Origin of the sequence: Parathalassolituus penaei (assembly GCF_026626885.1) — a bacterium.
Taxonomy (GTDB): domain Bacteria; phylum Pseudomonadota; class Gammaproteobacteria; order Pseudomonadales; family Oceanobacteraceae; genus Oceanobacter; species Oceanobacter penaei.
Window position 1 is genome coordinate 282,504 of sequence record NZ_JAPNOA010000029.1, and the last position, 17,438, is coordinate 299,941.

Genomic DNA, 17,438 nt, shown 5'->3' on the forward strand with positions numbered 1-17,438 from the left:
AGAATCAGATGACGGGAATCCGAGTGCTGATTGCCGACGATAATCTTGTCGACCGCAAACTTCTGTCACGTATCGTGCGAAATCAGGGTAACACCGTCGTCGAGGCAACCTGTGGCGAAGAGGCTATCCTGGCGTTTCGGGAACATCACCCCGACATTGTCCTGATGGACGTGCTGATGCCGGGTATCGGCGGCAAGGAAGCGGCCCGTTGTATCAAAGCCGAAGCCGGTGAGGATATGGTCCCGATTATTTTCCTCACATCACTGACTGATGCTCACGACCTCGCCGCCTGCCTCGAATCCGGGGGCGACGACTTTATGAACAAGCCTTATAACCCGGTGGTACTGGAGGCCAAGATCCGCTCGTTTTATCGCATGCGCGATATGCATCGGACCTTGCAGGCACAGCGCGATACCATTGCTGTTCACAACGACCACCTGATCCGTGAACAGGAAACCGCCAAAGCGGTTTTTGATAACGTCGCTCACCACGGTTGCCTATCCTCACCCAATATCCGCTACATGCTCTCCCCGCTGGCCGTTTTTAATGGTGATGTACTGCTCGCGGCCCGCTGCCCAGGTGGCGGTATGCATGTATTGCTGGGGGATTTCACCGGCCACGGTTTGCCAGCCGCCATTGGTGCCATGCCCATGGCTGAAATTTTCTACGGCATGACCGCCAAGGGGTTTGGTATCCGCGATATCGTGCGCGAGATCAACCTCAAGCTGCACAACATCCTGCCGGTCGGTTTTTTCTGCTGTGCAACCATGGCTGCGCTGGACTTTGACAACAAGACCACCAGCCTGTGGATGGGCGGAGTGCCTGATGGTTACCTGTTGCGCAGCAAGAACCGCGAACTGGAGCCTCTGTGCTCCACTCACCTGCCGCTGGGCGTGCTCAGTAATGCCCGCTTTAACGACTCCGTCATCGACCTCAACTTCAACAACGATGACCGTCTGTTCTTCTGGTCGGATGGCATTCTTGAAGCACGTAACTCCGCAGGAGAAATGTTTGGCCAGGAGCGTCTGGAACATGTCATGCGTTACAGCATCAGCCCAACGCTGGTATTCGAGGATATCCAGACCGCTCTCAGCGAGTTTCAGGGCACTCAGAAAAACGATGACGATGTGACCCTGCTGGAAGTCGTTATGATGGATCGTGAACTACTGGGGGAAACCCCTGTCGGCCCGGCAAATGCTCCGGCCAGTGGCCCGCTCGACTGGTCGCTCAGTTATCGTCTGGGTCCACAAAGTCTGCAAACCTTTAATCCTCTGCCACTCATGATGCACATCATCATGGAAGTACCGGGATTACAGAGTATTAACGGACAACTCTATTCGGTGCTGTCAGAGTTGTACTCGAATGCACTGGAACACGGTGTACTGGGCCTCGACTCCAGCCTCAAGCATTCGCCGGAAGGATTTATGCGCTATTACCAGGAGCGCGAAACACGTCTCCAGCAAATGGGAAATGGCCACGTCATTATTGAGATGGAACACTCAGGTAATGTCGAGCATGGCCGATTGGTCTTGCGCTTCCGTGACAGCGGCCCAGGGTTTGATTGGCAAACAATGGTCAATCGCAGCCGTTGCACACCGGGGGACGCTCACCGATACTGTGGCCGAGGCATTCCACTCCTGAGCAGTATCTGCACGTCATTGGAATACAAAGAAAAAGGCAATGTGGTTGAGGCTGAAATTATGTGGCCACCCACAGCAGAGGGATAACGCATGAGCAGCCAAGAACACTTTGATAATGAATCCCTGCAGACACTACAAGAAATCATGGAAGATGAATTCAACGAGCTGATCGAACTGTTTATCAGTGATTCTGGCAAACGTTTACCTGCCATGGAACTGGCATGGGAAACCCGCAACGCCGTCGGCCTACGCATGGAGGCACACTCGTTCAAAGGCTCCAGCGCCAACGTCTGTGCCCGTGAGCTATCGCGCTTGAACATGGAGCTGGAAGACCTGTTGCGCGACCGCACTCCTGACGACAGTGAGTGGCAAGAGTTGCACAACAAGATCAACGCCATTCGTGCCGAAACCGGTGTCGTTCACGACTATTTTCAGCAAATGCTGCAAGCCTGATCGCTCCATAATCCCGTCGGCGCCAATCGGTTGGCTGGCCCGAACCTTGCAAAATCATCTCAGCAACCTTTCGCTCACCTGCTCCGGGAGCTGTGATGATTCCATTGATGCATTCCTCTGAGCTGCGCCCTGCAGCCACTCAAACGGCTAACCCTGCTGGCACAACCAGCACCAGTACCAGCAATGGCGCGGGCAGCGGAACATCTGCAGCCAACACAGGTAATACAGCCGACAGCGATAATAGTGGTGCCAGCAGTGGTTTTTCTGAATTACTGGGGCAGATGCAACCCGGCAACGGTGGCAAAGCTCTGCCTCTGTCCGGCGGCAATCGTTTGCCTTTGGGCCAAACCAACACCGCCATGGCCAGCAGCCTGCTGAGCAATGGCCAGGCAGTCGCTGGCCTCGAAAACGGTTTGCCACTCCGTAATCTCGCCACCCGTCTCAGTGCCACCACCACAGTGGCACTTGACGCGGCTACCGCCGATGCCAACGCAGAAAGTGCCACCAGCATGGACGCCTTTCCCATGGCCAGTGATCTGTTACAACAGATTCGGCAGGCGTTTCAGCCCGGCAAACTGGCGGCGGGTTCGGCGGGTATGGATAGTGCGGGCAAGGATACCGATGACGAGACACTGACAGATGACGCACTGACGGGCGAAAACGCCAACAGCCTGGCAGCACTGTCCGCAGTATTGCCGCTAACACCTCCGCCAGCCGTTCCCACCAACGCAGCCACAGATTCCGCCTTACCAGCCATGCACGATGTTCGCCGCTTTGGTGACAGCCCAATCAATGGTGTTGACTCAGCCGCCGATGGCAGTGCCAGCTCAACTGACAATAACCGTCTGGATAACAGCAGTCTCACCAGCAATATCACCAGCAATCTGGCCGATAACGCTGCTAACGATAGTGGCCAAAGTGGCGCCCAGAACAGTAACGGCAGTAACAGCCTGGATGCGCTTGATCTGACGGCGAGCAATCGCACCAGTACCGGCAGCGCTTTCAGTACCCAACTGGCACAGCACAGCCGGGTTGATACCAGCCAGACCAGCACGGCGGCAAACAGCACAACGCAAGACCCATTACTGAATAACCGTAACGACGCCCGTCTGGCGCTGGATGCCGACACCGAAGCCTGGGGCCAGCAAATTGGCAGTCGCATCATGACCCTGATCGGCAAGGATATTCAGGAAGCACGTATTCATCTTGATCCGCCGGAACTCGGCTCGCTGGAAATCCGTATGACGGTGGACTCCCAGGATCAGACCCGCATCCAGATTCATGCCCAGCATCCGCAAGTGCGGGATGTACTGGAAGCCCAGTCGAACCGCTTGCGGGATGCCCTCGCCCAGCAAGGTCTGAGCCTGAATGAATTCAACGTATCGGATCAGAGCCAGCAACAGGCGGGTGCCGGCTCTGGCAATCAGGGTGATAACAGCGGTAACGGAACTGGCGGCAGTGGTCAGGACACCACTGCAGAGGCGGTTGAGCTGGATGCTGACAACCCGGCGGTGCGGGTTACCCAGCATCAGAGACTGGTCAGTACCTACGCCTGATCGGCCCGGAACAATTCGCCAAGAACAATAACAGCAGGCCCGAAAGGCCTGCCAGAACCTGAATTAACCCAGCACTTCCAGCGCGTAACGGGCGATCTCCAGATCTTCGTCGGCCGTGCCACCCGCCACACCAATGCCACCCAGGGCAATACCCTGACAGCTGATGGGCAGACCGCCGTTAAACAGCGCCAGGCCGCCATTGCTCAGTTCAATTCCGGTCAACGGACGCTCACGCGCCACCTTGCCAAACGCACCACTTTCACGACGGAACAAGGCCGATGTCACCGCCTTGCGCTGACTGACTTCCACCGGACCCGGCGCGGCGTTGTCCATACGGGAAAAACCGAGCAGATGGCCACCGGCGTCAACAATGCAGATCGAGGCAAACACGTTGATTTCGGCGGCTTTTTCTTCAGCACGCAGCAGCATGTTTTTGACTTGCTGGCTGGTCAGATGATTCATGGCATGTCCTGTCTTGTTGGCAAACGGGCGCGCATGGTAACGAGCCACAGCCGTACAGGAACAATTGCTTTTATGCCGAACCTGATTGTTTTTGCAGTGTGATTGACAGGTATCAGCATGGGAATGGGCTTTCCGCACATCAGTACATATGCAACACTTATACAAAGCTCTACAGGTTTTGCATCATGCGTATGGGTCTGATTCTGGGCGACCAGTTAAGTCTGCAACTGCCTACCTTGCGGGTGTTGAATCCGCAGGACGATATTCTGGTGATGGCGGAAGTCGCCGATGAAACCAGTTACGTGCCCCACCATCTCCAGAAAATTGCACTGATCTTCAGTGCCATGCGACACTTTGCCAACCAGCTTCGGCAGGCGGGCTGGCGTGTGCACTACCACTCGTACGACCCCGCTTCAGATCTCAAGAGCCTGTTGGCGGTGGTGACCCATGTGCAGCAACAGAGCCCTGCCAGCGAGGTGGTGCTGACCCGTTGTGGTGAATACCGTCTGCAACACAGCATGGATAACCACTGGTCGAGCCAGCTTGGTGTTCCGGTCACGGTGTTTGAGGATGACCGTTTTATCTGCCCACCGGGCTGGTTCCAGCAATGGGCCAGCCAGCGCAAACAATTGCGGATGGAGTTTTTCTACCGGGAAATGCGCCGTCTCACTGGCCTGCTGATGGTGAACGGCGAACCGGCCGGTGGTGAGTGGAACCTCGACCACAACAACCGCAATCCATGGAAAGGTTCACCGCCCCTGCCCGCACACCCGGTCGAAGCCACCGACAGCATTGATCAGGAAGTGCTGGCGCTGGTACAGCAGCATTTCAGTCACCACCCAGGCCAGTTGCAGCCCTTTTATTGGCCCACCACACGCGCCGCAGCACTGGACGAACTGCAGCGATTTCTGGACCAGCGCCTGCCGTGGTTTGGGGATTTTCAGGATGCCATGGTGACCGGCGAAGACTTCCTGTTTCACAGTCGCCTGTCGGCCGCTATCAATATCGGGCTGCTTGATCCGCTGGAAGTGTGCCGGGCTGCCGAACAGGCCTGGCAACAGGGCAAGGCACCATTAAATGCCGTCGAAGGTTTTATCCGCCAGATCATCGGCTGGCGCGAATACGTACGGGAAATCTACTGGCTGAAAATGCCCGATTACGCCCAGCTGAATCACCTCGGCTACCAGCGCTCCCTGCCCCGCTATTATTGGGACGGCAACACCCGCATGAAGTGTATGTCGGAGTGTTTCCGTACCACCTTCGATCATGCCTGGGCCCATCACATCCAGCGCCTGATGATCACCGGCAATTTCGCCCTGCTGGCGGGCATCCGGCCGGTCGAAATCTGCGACTGGTATCTGGCGGTGTATGCCGACGCTTTTGACTGGGTCGAATTACCCAACACACTGGGGATGGTGATGCACGCCGACGGCGGTCTGCTGGGCAGCAAACCCTATGCAGCTTCCGGCCAGTACATCAATCGGATGTCCGACTACTGCCGCAACTGCCATTACAAGGTGAAAACCGCCGCCGACGCCAACAGCTGCCCGTTCAACAGTTTGTACTGGCACTTTATTGAGGAAAACCGTCAGCACTTCGAGAAAAACCCGCGCATGACCATGATCTACAAATCGCTGGAGCGCCAGAAAGACGAACAGCGTCAGCGGGTGCAAGAACGGGCCCGTTACCTGCTGGAGCATCTGGATGAGCTGTGATCGGTACCGGCAACGGAGTGAGTGATATGGCCCATAAAAAACTGCATTTGCCAGAACGTATCTGCCCGGTGTGCCAAAGGCCGTTCAGCTGGCGCCGCAAATGGGCTGACTGCTGGGATGAGGTGAAATACTGCAGCGAACGTTGTCGTCGTCAGAAAAACCGGCCAGATTCCCGGTCGTGCTCCCAAACTGCCAAGGACACTCTGAATAACTCTGAATAACTCTGCGCGAGTTATTCAGAGGGGCCCTAAGGAAGATTCGGAGTCGGAACCACGTCCGGCTCGTCACGGCGACTAACGGCCGACGGCGTTGCAAGAGCTGAGCGTTGATGCTCCGGTAACAGACTGCCCGCCAGCACAAAATTGTCACGCCCATTGGACTTGGCCCGATAAAGGGCAGCATCGGCTTCTTCCAGTATCGCACCCAAATCACATTCACCACTAACAATGGCGGCAATGCCCATACTGCAGGTGATGTTGATCACCGGAGCCTCAACCAGCGGTGATTGCACCAGCTGCTGCCGAATCCGGCAGGCGACTCGCACCAGCTCCACCGGGTGGCGAAACCACACCAGTGCCAGAAACTCCTCACCACCATAACGATACAGATGGTCTTCCTCACGCAAGGCCGAGCTGACGCGCACCGCAAATTCCTGTAACACCTGATCGCCCACGGTATGGCCATGCTGGTCGTTAACCTTCTTGAAGTAATCAATATCCAGCATAATCACGCCGAGCATCTGGCCAGCCTCACGGCGCAAGCCGTATTCAGCGATTCGCTCCAGACGCAAATCGAGGCTTTTTCGATTCCATACCCCGGTGAGAGCATCGCGGAAAGAATCGTCGCGCAAGCGGTCGATGGCGGCCGCCAACTGTGGTACCCGCATCAGCACCGCACCGATATAAAGCTGGTTATCCAGACGATGTTTGCTGATCGCTGCCACAATCGGAATCTGCTCGCCACTGCGGGTTTGCGCCCGAATGCGGGCTGGATCATCCAGACTCCAGCAATCTTGCTGGTCATCCGCCAAAAATGCCTGCAAACGCTGTAACGCCTCTTCCTCAGCCACAGCCGGAATCAGATCAGTCAGAACCCGGGTTCGTAATATGCGGCTGTCGAATCCAAATAACTGACAGGCTCCGCGGTTGGCTTCCAGAACCCGGCCATGACGATCAAACAGCAATACAGCCGTTTGCGCAGAGTTCCACACCAGTGCCAGTTTGGTCTGCGCCAGATGCCGAGCCTCTACTTCATCGTTTAATAATTCCGCCCAACGATCAAGGCGGATCACACTGACATAAAGAGCACCAAGACTGACAAGCCCAGTGAGCATCACAAACAGGGCAATCGACAACACCATAGGCAGCCATTGCTGTGACACCATCTGCTGCAACACCCAACCGGCCAGAATCGGGAACACCAGAATCGGAAACAGCAAACGTCTGAACAAACGACCACCTTCGGTGCGACGCCACAGTACATAACGCACCAGACTGTCTTGCGACACCAGCGCCGTAGTCAAAAAAAACAGCAGAAAAGCGATACAGGTGTGAATGGCCATGGTCGAAAACATGGCCATTCCCCACAAGGAGGAGGGCTCATAAAGATAGGCAAACAGGCCGACCATAACAGGGCATAAACCGGCAGACAACAGCACGGAATAGATCCAGCGATCACGCGGCCGATACTGACTGGACGACTGCTGCATCAGCAACAACGCAGCAATCATAAATACAATTGCGGTGGCTTCAGATGGACGACCAGGATAGACATCGCTCTGCAGATCGGCGACCAGCAACTGGTCAAACCCAACATCGAGTTGTAACCAGTATTCCAGCAGGGTCAGCAGGCTCCCAATGGCCAACAACAACGCCACCGCGGCGGTCCGACGCCGCTGTTCTGGCTGCGGGTGATAGGTAGTTAACAATCCAGCTCCCAGCAGGACAAAACCCAATGCGGTATTTACCTTCATGGTCGGATATCCCGCAATACCACGGGTTAACCAATCGATACCTGCAAACCAGCCAAACAGCACCAGCGCTGCCAACAGCAACAGTAATCCTCCCACCCCATACGCCAGACGATGTGTGGTTAAAGAGGAAGCGCCTTCATTGACCCGTTGCATATCCATGTCGACCTCTGGAACATGCAGCCAGTATAGCCCTGCTGTTTAATGCTGCCGAGCCTGCATCAACATCACGGATCAGCGGTCACAATTTGTACAATTGACAGCACAACATATACAAACTTCGTGATGCAATCCCGCTTTGCCCTATTCGCATCAGAATGGGGCTGAACGGGTTTGAAGCTGCCAAAAGCTTATTTGCCTTCCAGTGCCAACTGCGCCTGACCACTCTTCGAGGCTGTACTGGAGAGTTCCGCCCCACCTTCTGCATACCCGTCACGGTTGGCCTCGGAATCTGCGATTACAGTCCTATGGGCAAGCGCTTCCTGCAGCTCGTGGTCAGCACGTGCTTCTTCCCGTAACTGTCGGCCCAGTTCTTTTTTGACCCGCACACCAAGGGTTACAAAACCGTCGGCCTGACTGATCAGATTACCACGGCCAGTCTTGAGAGATTTCCAGGCGTCGTCCCAGCTGCGGTTGACCGAATCGAGCTGGTTGCCCACTTTCTCGAACTTCTCAACAACCACCACCAGCTTGTCATACAGACGGCGGGCATGGTCGGCCAGCTGTTCGGTATTACGATTACGGCGCTCCAACGCCCAAAGGCTGGCAACGGTGCGCAAGGTCGCCAGCAGCGTGGTTGGCGTGACCACCACAATTTTCTGCTCAAAGGCCTGGCTGAACAGGCTTTCATCCTGCTGGAAGGCCAACATAAAGGCCGGTTCTACCGGCATGAACATAAATACCAGCTCCGGTGAGTTCAGACCCGGTAACTGCTGGTAAGCCTTGGCGCCAAGGCCACGGATATGGTTACGCACCGATTCCACATGACGACGAATCGCGGCCGCACGGCTGCTGTCGTCATCGGCGTTAACGTAGTCGGTATAGGCGGTCAGCGACACCTTGGAGTCAATGATCAGGTGTTTGCCATCCGGCAGGTCCACAATCACATCCGGACGCAGTGCCTGACCGTCTTCGTCCCGAAAACTCTGCTCGCGACGATATTCCTCGCCCTTACGCAGGCCAGAACGCTCCAGCACGTTTTCCAGCACCATTTCGCCCCAGTTCCCCTGGGTTTTGTGCTCACCGCGCAGTGCGGTGGTGAGGGCATGGGCCTCATCGGTGATCTGCTGGTTCAGACGCTGCAACTCGCTGATCTGATTCTGCAGGGCCGCGCGGTCCTTGCTGTCACTGACGTAAACGTCTTCGACTTTCTTGCGCAGGCCATCGAGCTGTTCACGGAACGGGTTCAGTACCGCATCAAGGCCGAGTTTGCTGTGCTCACTGAATTGCTGCTGCTTCTGCTCAAAGACTTTCTGCGACAACAGCTCGAAGTCTTTCAGCAATTGCTCGCGGTTGTTCTGCAACAAGGCCAGTTTTTCGTCGGAGTGTTGTTGCTCCAGTACCCGCGCCTGCTGTTCGCGGGCGAGTTCGGCCTGACTCTGGCGCAGCTGGGTTTGCAGCAGGTTGAGCTGATCGCGGGATTTCTGCTGGAACGATTCCAGCTGCTCGCGTTGTTGTTGCATCAGGCGCTCTTGCTGTTCGCGCATCTGTGCTTCCTGATGCTGGATACGTTCGCGGTGCTGTTGTTCCTGCTGCTGTACCTGCTGTTGCTGGCGTTGCCATTGCAACTGCAGGGCATTGGCGCGTTCGCGCCAGCGCGTGGCTTCCAGTTCCTGCTCGTGTACGGCCATACGCGAGGTGTCCAGCTGCTGCTGCAGCTGCTCGGCCAGCGCCGTTAATGGTTCATAACGAACGCGCAAATCGTCCAGTTCAACCGCCTGTTCAGCCAGCTGCTGTAAAAGATCTTCATAACGATGACGCTGCCAGCGATACACCACCAGACCACTGACCATCATGGCCAGCGCCGCCGACACCAGAATGTCGGCCCAACCGTCGAACAGAATTGGCATAAAAATCAGAAACGCCCGTGAAATCCGGCAAGAAAGCCGTGGTAGGCCACATCAGCAAAGTGGCCCTGGTTGTATTCCAGCAGCAGGGCTACCGGATATTGCGGAGACTGGAAACGGACACCCGCGCCCCAGTCAAAGGCGCAACCGTGACCGTGCCAGCGTCGCTGTTCATCGGTCAGGTCAAGATCACTGGCGCCACAGTTCTGGCCTGCCAGTGCATACGGCGCAACGGCGGTGGGCAATTGCACCCGCAGCCGCCAGCCAGCATTCAGGGAACGATAACGTCCACGATTGGTGAACTGTTCGTAAGGATAATCGGAACCGGATTCGGTGTTGTCCGAGGTTTCAGCGCGGCGTTCGTTTTGCCACAGCATGTTGATCCCCAACCCCAGCCACGAAAATGGTTCAACACCCACTTCGACATGTAGCTGGTTGGCCAGCACATCCCAGGCCGGACTAACGACCGTTGCACCAGATTCATCCGTCACCAGACGTTCGGGAACATCCACCCAGGCCATGCCCAGCGCCAGTTCCTCGTAGGTTTTGAAGGCATGTGCCGGTAACACCAGTGCCGCCAGACAAATACCCAAAGCCTTGCGTAACACCATGATGCCCCTTGCCGCTCAGGCCAGCAGTTGATCCAGACGGGATACCACCCAGTCCGGATTGGACAGAGCAATGTCTTCGCCGTGGTTATAACCGTAGGTAACGGCCACCGTGGCAATACCAGCCGCTTGGGCGGCACGAATATCGTGACGGGAGTCGCCCACCATCAGGCTATTGGCCGGTTTAATCGCCAGCTGCTCACAGACATGTAGCAGCGGTGCCGGGGATGGCTTTTTCTCGGCCAGATCATCACCACACATCACCACCGCGAAGGTATCCTGCCAGCCGAGCGACTGCAGCAGCGGCACGGTAAACAGACGCGGCTTGTTGGTCACCAGCGCCACCTGAACCGATTTGGCCAGCAGTTCGTCCAGCAAGGTCTGAACACCGGCAAATACGCCGGTGGCGTGATCAAGCGCACCCAGGTAGGCCTCGTTAAACAGGGCTCGGGCTGGCTCCACTTCGGTAGCGGGCAGCGCCATGGCCTGTAACTCGTTACCATCGGCCAATGCCCGACGCACCAGCATTTCCGAACCATTACCAACCCAATGGCTGACCTTTTCTGTACCCGCCAGCGGACGCTCAAGCTGCAACAGCATGCGGTCCACCGCGGCGGCAAGATCGGGCACGCTGTCGATCAGGGTGCCGTCGAGGTCAAACATCACCAGCGCCGGGCCAGACTGGCCGGCGCTGTGGTTGAAATGCTCACTGATGGCGGGCATCCAGCGCATGATCAGCCTTTCACTCGTGCCAGTTCGGCACGCATCTGGTCAATCACGGCTTTGTAGTCTGGCTGGCTGAAAATCGCCGAACCGGCCACAAACATATCGGCACCGGCCGCTGCGATTTCGGCAATGTTGTCGACCTTGACGCCACCGTCAATTTCCAGACGGATGTCATAACCACTGGCATCAATACGGGCACGCGCCTGACGCAGTTTATCCAGAGTCGCCGGAATAAAGGACTGGCCACCAAAGCCCGGGTTAACCGACATCAGCAGGATCACATCCAGCTTGTCCATCACGTAGTCCAGGTAGTGCAGCGGAGTGGCCGGGTTGAATACCAGACCAGCCTTGCAACCGTAGGACTTGATCAACTGCAGGCTGCGGTCGATGTGATCAGAGGCCTCCGGGTGGAACGTAATGTAGGTGGCACCCGCTTCGGCAAACTCACCAATCAGGCGATCCACCGGGCTGACCATCAGGTGCACGTCGATCGGTGCTGCAATACCACGAGCATCCAGATGCTTTTTCAGCGCCTTGCACACCATTGGGCCAATGGTGAGGTTCGGCACATAGTGGTTGTCCATCACATCGAAGTGCACAACATCGGCACCGGCATCCATGACCGCGGCAACGTCGTCGCCAAGGCGGGCAAAATCAGCAGACAGAATAGAAGGAGCAATCAGGAATTCAGACATGGTGACTCGGGTATGAGATGAATGAGCCCGCTATTGTAAAGTCACTCCCGGACACTGGGAACAGCTTTTGCAGCTTCCGAAGCAACGGCTGCCAGTGTCAGAAAAATGAATCACGATACTTCACAAGAGCGCCTACAAAAGCGCATACAAACACGACGCCTGCCGTCCGTGCTGCTGGCACTCACGGCAGGCTTGGGATTGCTGGTGCCGCCGGTCGCGGCAGAGGACCCACCAGCCGCATCGACCGGCACTGCAACCGATGCCACGGCCGGTCAGGCTACGGAGGCCACCGCTGCAAACACCGATGGTAACAACGCTGGCACCGCTAATGCAGACTCTGCGACGACTGCCGATACCGCAGCCCCACCTCCGGCTCCACCAAGAGTCACTCCCGACACTGGCAAAAACCGGCGTACGGCGGTGTACCAGTATCTGCAAGGAACCCTGATTGCGGGTGAGAGGGTCAAACTCGTTGCCAATGACGAGCCCTTCGGTGGGTTGTTTGTGCAGGAAAGTGCCGGCAAACCGCAGGGAGCTGCCCTGATCCTGCATGACCGCGACCAGCATCTTTTATGGCCAGAGATGATTGCACCGCTGCAGCAACAGCTACCGCAATACGGCTGGGCGACGCTGACCATCGAACTCACCGATGCGCCGCTGTATCAGGTGCCACCGGCCAGCCAGTACAAACCGGCTGGGACGCAGGAAACTCCGGCTGACGGTGCGCCCACGGCCAATAACGGCACCACCGCTACAGCCGCCACAACAACCGATAGCGCCGCATCTCCCGCAGCAGCAACAAGCCCTGCAAGCAACGATGTACAACCGCCGCCACCACCACAGGCAGCTGCGGATACACCACCAGCGCCTGCCGGTCCGGACACCGGCACACCATCGACCAGCAGCGATACTCCCGGCACCACGCCCGATACTGGCTCCACCGCCAACAACAGTCAGGCGCCAGTGGGCGATACCAGCACGCCAGTCGCGGCAGAGCCCAAACCCCTGACCCTGCAACAGCGTCAGGCCATCTGGCAGGCGCAGACCATGGCGCGCATTACAGCGGCAATGGACTATCTGGAAACCCGCGGCCAGCTGAACCGGGTGGTGATTGCCAGCGGCCATAACAGCAGCTGGGCCATCCGTTACGTGCAGGAACACACCGAACTGAACGAAAAAGGCGACGCGCAAGCTGGCCTCAATCTGGTGTTATTGCAGGCCAACAATCACCCGGCGGCCGCACTGCCACTGATCAGCAGTCTTCCCGAGATAGTTGTACCGGTGCTGGACGTCATCAGCAGCCAGTACCCGCCCGACCTCCCTGAGGCTGAAATCGAAGCGCGGGCCGGTGCCATGCGTCATCAGCGCCATGCGCGCTACCGCCAGTACAAGCTGGTGACAGTAGCAGGACGAATTGATAACGATGAACTGGTGCGGCTGGTACGCGGCTGGTTAAAAACCAATGCGGCAGGAACAGAATTAGGGCGGCGCTGACCGGGCAGGCTCAGAAACCCCTTCTATACTGTTTTTAGCCAAAGGACAAAACAGGAAGTCTGTTATGCCAACACCTATATTTGTAACCGCCGCCAGTATTGCCGCCGAGCTGCATCAGGCCATGCTGGAAGCCAAAGGTCTGGCCCTCACCGCCAAGAATGCCCGTGCACTGGCGGTACGAGCGGGCTCCAAAACGGTCGGTTTCAAAGCCATTACCCATTTTATTGATGAGTTGGCCAGCGACATCATTCGCCAGTCCCAATACATCAACGGCGTATCAGAAGGTTTGTCGCAACAGGCCGTATCGCTCTGGCGCGCCAATACTGCCGCCGACAAATTCCAGTGGATTGAACGCCAGCAGCTGGCTCACGGTGAATCCCTGCGTAACGCCATGCGCACCTGTTACGACGAACGTGAACATCTCTCGCAAATGCTGACCCGTGGTATCCGCGAGCTGGAAGCGCAGCTGGAGGAAGGTGACAAACACATTCGTACTGCCAACCTGATTGCCACCTCCAGCAAGGTTGAAGCTTCATCTGCGGGTGATTTCCGCGCCCAGCTGGAAGTGATTGCTGCCAATATCACGGCAACCGCCAACCAGATCCGTCAACACCTCAGCACGGCTCGTCGCCTGCTAAATCAGAAACACACCTGAGACAGGAGACCCCATGCAAGCCAACATCATCTACGAGGACGGAGATCATCGCTGGATCATGTTCGGCCGCGATCCGAACAAGTCCGACGGTATCATCGACACCAACCAGTACATGATCCAGAGCGGTGATCAGGCCATGTTGCTTGATCCGGGCGGTATTGAGTTGTTTGCACCGATGCTGTCAGCGGTTCTGAAATTTGTGCCGACCGACCAGATTACCCACCTGTTTGCCAGCCACCAGGACCCGGACATTATTTCCTCGCTGGGGTTGTGGGATCAGGCACTGCCCAACGCCAAGCTGTATTCGCCCTGGCTGTGGGAAAGTTTTATTCGTCACTTTGGTATGGAGCGTATCCAGTATTGTCCGATTCCGGATGAAGGCCTGACCCTGGGGCTAGGCCGAATCCAGGTGCAGTTTATCCCGGCGCATTACCTGCACTCGTCTGGCAATTTCCACGTCTACGATCCAAAAGCCAAGATCCTGATGAGTGGGGATGTGGGGGCCGCGCTGGAAGGTACCGATGCGCCGTTGTTTGTCGACAACATGGCGGCGCACACCCCGAAAATGCGCAAGTTCCACCAGCGCTGGATGCCCTCCAACGAAGCCAAACTCGACTGGGTGCGGCGTGTGCGTCAGCTCGATGTAAACGTGATGGCACCTCAACACGGCCGTCTGTTCCAGAAACAGCACGTGACCGAGTTCCTCAACTGGTTTGAAGAACTGCCCGTGGGCATTGCTATTCGTTAAGTCCAACTGTCCACACTAAAGAACAGTCAGACCTCCAGAACCACCATTGGGTGGTTTTCGGAAACAGATAGTTGGTATCAATAACTGTGATCGTCGCCACGGCACAGCTGGAGTAGCATGATTTTTTTATGTGCTGCAGGTTGTGTCCGTGTCATCCACTGCTCCTTCCCCTTCTATTCGTGATCTGCTATCCAGTCTCATGTGGCCGGTGTTTGTGCCAGGTGCAACCACCGCCACGGTGCAAACCGCGGTGATGGTATTGCTGCCTCTGTATGTTCTGGAGTTGGGTTATGACGCCTCGATTGCCGCCCTGATACTGGGAACTCGCGGAATCGGCCAGCTGATCGGTGATATTCCTGCCGCCATGGTCGCCGGGCGCTGGGGTGACAAGGCCAGTCTGCTGTGCGGCACCACAGGTTACTGCGTGGGTTACGGCATCATCGCCGTGGTAACCGACCCCATGCTGCTGGCCGTGGGGGGATTTATCGCCGGTTTTGGTATGTCGTTTTCCCTGATCGGCCGCCAGGCCTATGTCACTCAACGCGCAGCACCGCATCAACGTGGCCGGGCCATTTCCCTGATGGCCGGAGCCATGCGGGTTGGTGCCCTTCTCGGCCCATTAATCGGTGGTCTGGTCGCCAGTGCCATCGGTTATCAGAACAGTTTTATTGGTCTGGTGATCCTGTGCCTGCTGTCACTGCTAATCGTGCTGTTCGGTGCCGAGTCCGGCCAGGCCGAAAGTGATCACAGCTCCCATAGCCCGCGCGCCATTGTCGAAGTGATCAGCGAATACCGCCACACCTTCATGACCGCCGGGCTCGCCATGATCAGTCTACAATTCATGCGAGCCGGACGAGTAACCTTGTTACCGCTGGCCGGTGCCGCCATTGGTCTGGATGTCGCCAGTATCGGTTTTATTGTTGCAGCGGCAGCGGCGGTGGACACCCTGCTGTTTATGCCATCGGGCATTGTGATGGACAAAAACGGCCGCAAGCCGGTGGCCGTCGCCAGCCTGCTGATTTTTGCCATCGGTCTGGCTCTGGTCGGCTGGGCCGACAGTTACGCGACTCTGCTGGCAGCTGCACTGCTGGTTGGTTTTGCCAACGGCATCAGCGCTGGACTGGTGATGGTACTGGGATCAGATCACGCTCCTGAAAAAGGCCGCGCCCGTTTTCTGGGGGTCTGGAAGCTGGTGTCCGATGTCGGCAATGCTGCCGCGCCCATCGCTATTGGTGGCTTGCTGGGCATCACCACACTTCTGGTCGGAACCCAGCTGGTAGCCCTGACCGGTGTAGCCGGATTGGCCATGGTCAGCCGAATGAAAGAAACCTTGCAACGTCCGCATGCCGGGCAGTCGTAACACGGACACCGGGAGAGAATCATGCAACCTGTATTACCACTGGAATGCTGTACTGCTTTTATCTGGAAACCGGTCAATGGCCCGGCCTGCAGCCCGCCATTGATCCGTTATGGATTCGCCAACAGCCAATACGGCACCTGCCTGCTGGGCTGGACCGAACAGGGACTGTGTTATCTGGGGTTTGTTGACAGTACCGACCAGGCGCGTGCCAAGGCGGAATTACATTCACGTTGGCCACGCTCAAAAGTACAGGCTGATCCGGAGGGGGTGATCCAGCGTCAGCAGGATTATCTGCAGCCGCTGGAACGCGGCGAAGACATTCGCGCACCGGTAGTGCTCTGTGGCAGCCCGTTTCGTTTGCAGGTATGGCAAGCCTTGCTGACCATTCCACGCGGACAGACCACCAGTTATGGCCAGCTGGCGGCGATTCTGGGAACGCCCAATGCCGCCCGCGCCATTGGTGGCGCCGTAGCCGCCAACCCGATTGGCTGGCTGATCCCCTGTCATCGGGTTATCAATCAGGATGGCGGCCTGGGCGGCTATTACTGGGGGCTGGAGCGCAAACGCCAGATGCTGGAAAACGAAGGCGCGCTTAAAATGAAGACCCCGGCTGGGTAAGAAACTCCAGCTCTTCCGGGGTGGAGACCCGCCCCAACACCGCATTACGGTGCGGATATCGACCAAAACGGTCAATAATTGCCTTGTGGCGAATTTCAGCCTCCAGCGACGCTTCAATGCCATTTCCCTTGAACAGCGCCAGCGCCCAGTCGTGAATCACGGGCGCTTCGCTGTGCATAAACGGCATATACAGGAAGTTACGCTGAATCTGGGTCAGCTCTTGCTCGGCGCCCTGACGCATGGCTTCTTGCGCCAGCACCAGCGCCTGACCATCAGCAGCAAACGCCACTGGCGAATCCCGAAACAGGTTGCGGGAAAACTGGTCGAGCACAATTACTTCGGCCAAACGCCCCAGCGGCTCCGTACGCCAGCCGTGCAATTCACCGTTCACCGCCTGTTGCCAGGTCTGGCCAAAACGCTGACGGAGCTGCTCGTCAAAATCAGGGTCCTTACGGAACCAGTCACGCGGATCGGACTCTTCAAACCAAAAGTCGATTACTTGCCAGAACATGGTGAAAACCTTGGTCGATCAAAAAGCCGATGGTAACGGCAGCTTTGGCGAACGTCACCAGCTTCTGTATTGCCAAATATTGGCGCCTCAGTTTCAAACTTAGAGCATATGATTGACGTCATCCACTATTCATTACTCAACACCGTGATATAGTCGAGGCCA

The 17,438-nt window shown here is 56.9% G+C and carries 17 protein-coding genes; 10 read left to right on the forward strand and 7 right to left on the reverse strand.

Translation table 11 applies throughout. From position 1 onward, the window contains the following. The first annotated feature begins 8 nt into the window (after positions 1-8). The 3 genes from OUO13_RS12675 (at position 9) to OUO13_RS12685 (ending at position 3,649) form a co-directional block, all read left to right on the forward strand. A complete protein-coding gene (locus OUO13_RS12675) occupies positions 9-1,727 on the forward strand; it encodes an ATP-binding SpoIIE family protein phosphatase (RefSeq protein WP_283174255.1) in 1,719 nt (572 codons plus the stop codon). 3 nt (positions 1,728-1,730) lie between these two features. After that, the gene (locus OUO13_RS12680; RefSeq protein WP_283174256.1) at positions 1,731-2,093 is read left to right on the forward strand and encodes an Hpt domain-containing protein; all 363 of its coding nucleotides are present in this window, start codon (positions 1,731-1,733) and stop codon (positions 2,091-2,093) included. A gap of 95 nt (positions 2,094-2,188) precedes the next feature. Further along, positions 2,189-3,649, forward strand: coding sequence for a flagellar hook-length control protein FliK (locus tag OUO13_RS12685; RefSeq protein ID WP_283174257.1), 1,461 nt, complete (start codon positions 2,189-2,191; stop codon positions 3,647-3,649). Positions 3,650-3,712: 63 nt separating this feature from the next. On the opposite strand, the gene OUO13_RS12690 is transcribed toward OUO13_RS12685, so the two are convergent. Beyond that, entirely contained in the window at positions 3,713-4,111 is a 399-nt protein-coding gene (locus tag OUO13_RS12690; protein WP_283174258.1) for a GlcG/HbpS family heme-binding protein, read from the reverse strand. A 185-nt stretch (positions 4,112-4,296) separates the two neighbouring features. Between OUO13_RS12690 and OUO13_RS12695 the strand changes: the two genes are divergently transcribed. Together OUO13_RS12695 and OUO13_RS12700 are read left to right on the forward strand one after the other, a co-directional pair. Then, on the forward strand, positions 4,297-5,826 hold the full coding sequence (locus OUO13_RS12695) for a cryptochrome/photolyase family protein (protein WP_283174259.1): 1,530 nt from the start codon (positions 4,297-4,299) through the stop codon (positions 5,824-5,826). Positions 5,827-5,852: 26 nt separating this feature from the next. Next, positions 5,853-6,047, forward strand: a complete 195-nt coding sequence (locus tag OUO13_RS12700; protein WP_283174260.1) for a DUF2256 domain-containing protein — start codon at positions 5,853-5,855, stop codon at positions 6,045-6,047. 26 nt (positions 6,048-6,073) lie between these two features. Here OUO13_RS12700 and OUO13_RS12705 read toward each other — a convergent pair whose 3' ends face one another. From OUO13_RS12705 to rpe, 5 genes are all read right to left on the reverse strand, one after another. Further along, on the reverse strand, positions 6,074-7,957 hold the full coding sequence (locus OUO13_RS12705) for a GGDEF domain-containing protein (RefSeq protein WP_283174261.1): 1,884 nt from the start codon (positions 7,955-7,957) through the stop codon (positions 6,074-6,076). A gap of 188 nt (positions 7,958-8,145) precedes the next feature. Then, the gene (locus OUO13_RS12710) at positions 8,146-9,864 is read right to left on the reverse strand and encodes a DNA recombination protein RmuC (protein ID WP_283174262.1); all 1,719 of its coding nucleotides are present in this window, start codon (positions 9,862-9,864) and stop codon (positions 8,146-8,148) included. A gap of 5 nt (positions 9,865-9,869) precedes the next feature. After that, the gene (locus OUO13_RS12715; RefSeq protein WP_283174263.1) at positions 9,870-10,472 is read right to left on the reverse strand and encodes an outer membrane beta-barrel protein; all 603 of its coding nucleotides are present in this window, start codon (positions 10,470-10,472) and stop codon (positions 9,870-9,872) included. A gap of 15 nt (positions 10,473-10,487) precedes the next feature. Then, entirely contained in the window at positions 10,488-11,201 is a 714-nt protein-coding gene (locus OUO13_RS12720; RefSeq protein ID WP_346429354.1) for a phosphoglycolate phosphatase, read from the reverse strand. A gap of 2 nt (positions 11,202-11,203) precedes the next feature. Further along, positions 11,204-11,890: a ribulose-phosphate 3-epimerase gene (gene rpe, locus OUO13_RS12725; protein ID WP_283174264.1), complete on the reverse strand. Its 687-nt coding sequence runs from the start codon at positions 11,888-11,890 to the stop codon at positions 11,204-11,206. A gap of 105 nt (positions 11,891-11,995) precedes the next feature. Between rpe and OUO13_RS12730 the strand changes: the two genes are divergently transcribed. The 5 genes from OUO13_RS12730 to OUO13_RS12750 all read left to right on the forward strand — a co-directional run bounded on the left by OUO13_RS12730 (position 11,996) and on the right by OUO13_RS12750 (position 16,765). Then, positions 11,996-13,384 carry a DUF3530 family protein gene (locus tag OUO13_RS12730; RefSeq protein ID WP_283174265.1) on the forward strand — a complete coding sequence of 463 codons (1,389 nt, stop codon included), beginning with the start codon at positions 11,996-11,998 and terminating at the stop codon, positions 13,382-13,384. 64 nt (positions 13,385-13,448) lie between these two features. Beyond that, positions 13,449-14,039 (forward strand): hypothetical protein, encoded by a 591-nt coding sequence (locus tag OUO13_RS12735; protein WP_283174266.1) that lies wholly within the window; start codon positions 13,449-13,451, stop codon positions 14,037-14,039. A 13-nt stretch (positions 14,040-14,052) separates the two neighbouring features. Continuing rightward, the gene (locus tag OUO13_RS12740; protein ID WP_283174267.1) at positions 14,053-14,787 is read left to right on the forward strand and encodes an oxygen-binding di-iron domain-containing protein; all 735 of its coding nucleotides are present in this window, start codon (positions 14,053-14,055) and stop codon (positions 14,785-14,787) included. 148 nt (positions 14,788-14,935) lie between these two features. Next, entirely contained in the window at positions 14,936-16,147 is a 1,212-nt protein-coding gene (locus OUO13_RS12745; RefSeq protein ID WP_283174268.1) for an MFS transporter, read from the forward strand. 21 nt (positions 16,148-16,168) lie between these two features. Further along, complete coding sequence (locus OUO13_RS12750; RefSeq protein ID WP_283174269.1) at positions 16,169-16,765, forward strand: methylated-DNA--[protein]-cysteine S-methyltransferase; 597 nt, start codon at positions 16,169-16,171, stop codon at positions 16,763-16,765. Here OUO13_RS12750 and OUO13_RS12755 read toward each other — a convergent pair. Further along, positions 16,740-17,276 carry a DUF924 family protein gene (locus tag OUO13_RS12755; RefSeq protein ID WP_283174270.1) on the reverse strand — a complete coding sequence of 179 codons (537 nt, stop codon included), beginning with the start codon at positions 17,274-17,276 and terminating at the stop codon, positions 16,740-16,742. The genes OUO13_RS12750 and OUO13_RS12755 overlap by 26 nt on opposite strands. Between the last annotated feature and the right edge of the window lie 162 nt (positions 17,277-17,438).

Coding starts and splice junctions, on each gene's coding strand:
- rpe (WP_283174264.1), bottom strand. CDS start 11,890: ATGTCTGAATTCCTGATTGCTCCTTCTATTCTGTCTGCTGATTTTGCC.
- OUO13_RS12690 (WP_283174258.1), bottom strand. CDS start 4,111: ATGAATCATCTGACCAGCCAGCAAGTCAAAAACATGCTGCTGCGTGCT.
- OUO13_RS12755 (WP_283174270.1), bottom strand. CDS start 17,276: ATGTTCTGGCAAGTAATCGACTTTTGGTTTGAAGAGTCCGATCCGCGT.
- OUO13_RS12710 (WP_283174262.1), bottom strand. CDS start 9,864: ATGCCAATTCTGTTCGACGGTTGGGCCGACATTCTGGTGTCGGCGGCG.
- OUO13_RS12715 (WP_283174263.1), bottom strand. CDS start 10,472: ATGGTGTTACGCAAGGCTTTGGGTATTTGTCTGGCGGCACTGGTGTTA.
- OUO13_RS12740 (WP_283174267.1), top strand. CDS start 14,053: ATGCAAGCCAACATCATCTACGAGGACGGAGATCATCGCTGGATCATG.
- OUO13_RS12680 (WP_283174256.1), top strand. CDS start 1,731: ATGAGCAGCCAAGAACACTTTGATAATGAATCCCTGCAGACACTACAA.
- OUO13_RS12735 (WP_283174266.1), top strand. CDS start 13,449: ATGCCAACACCTATATTTGTAACCGCCGCCAGTATTGCCGCCGAGCTG.
- OUO13_RS12700 (WP_283174260.1), top strand. CDS start 5,853: ATGGCCCATAAAAAACTGCATTTGCCAGAACGTATCTGCCCGGTGTGC.
- OUO13_RS12720 (WP_346429354.1), bottom strand. CDS start 11,201: ATGCGCTGGATGCCCGCCATCAGTGAGCATTTCAACCACAGCGCCGGC.
- OUO13_RS12675 (WP_283174255.1), top strand. CDS start 9: ATGACGGGAATCCGAGTGCTGATTGCCGACGATAATCTTGTCGACCGC.
- OUO13_RS12730 (WP_283174265.1), top strand. CDS start 11,996: ATGAATCACGATACTTCACAAGAGCGCCTACAAAAGCGCATACAAACA.
- OUO13_RS12750 (WP_283174269.1), top strand. CDS start 16,169: ATGCAACCTGTATTACCACTGGAATGCTGTACTGCTTTTATCTGGAAA.
- OUO13_RS12705 (WP_283174261.1), bottom strand. CDS start 7,957: ATGGATATGCAACGGGTCAATGAAGGCGCTTCCTCTTTAACCACACAT.
- OUO13_RS12685 (WP_283174257.1), top strand. CDS start 2,189: ATGATTCCATTGATGCATTCCTCTGAGCTGCGCCCTGCAGCCACTCAA.
- OUO13_RS12695 (WP_283174259.1), top strand. CDS start 4,297: ATGCGTATGGGTCTGATTCTGGGCGACCAGTTAAGTCTGCAACTGCCT.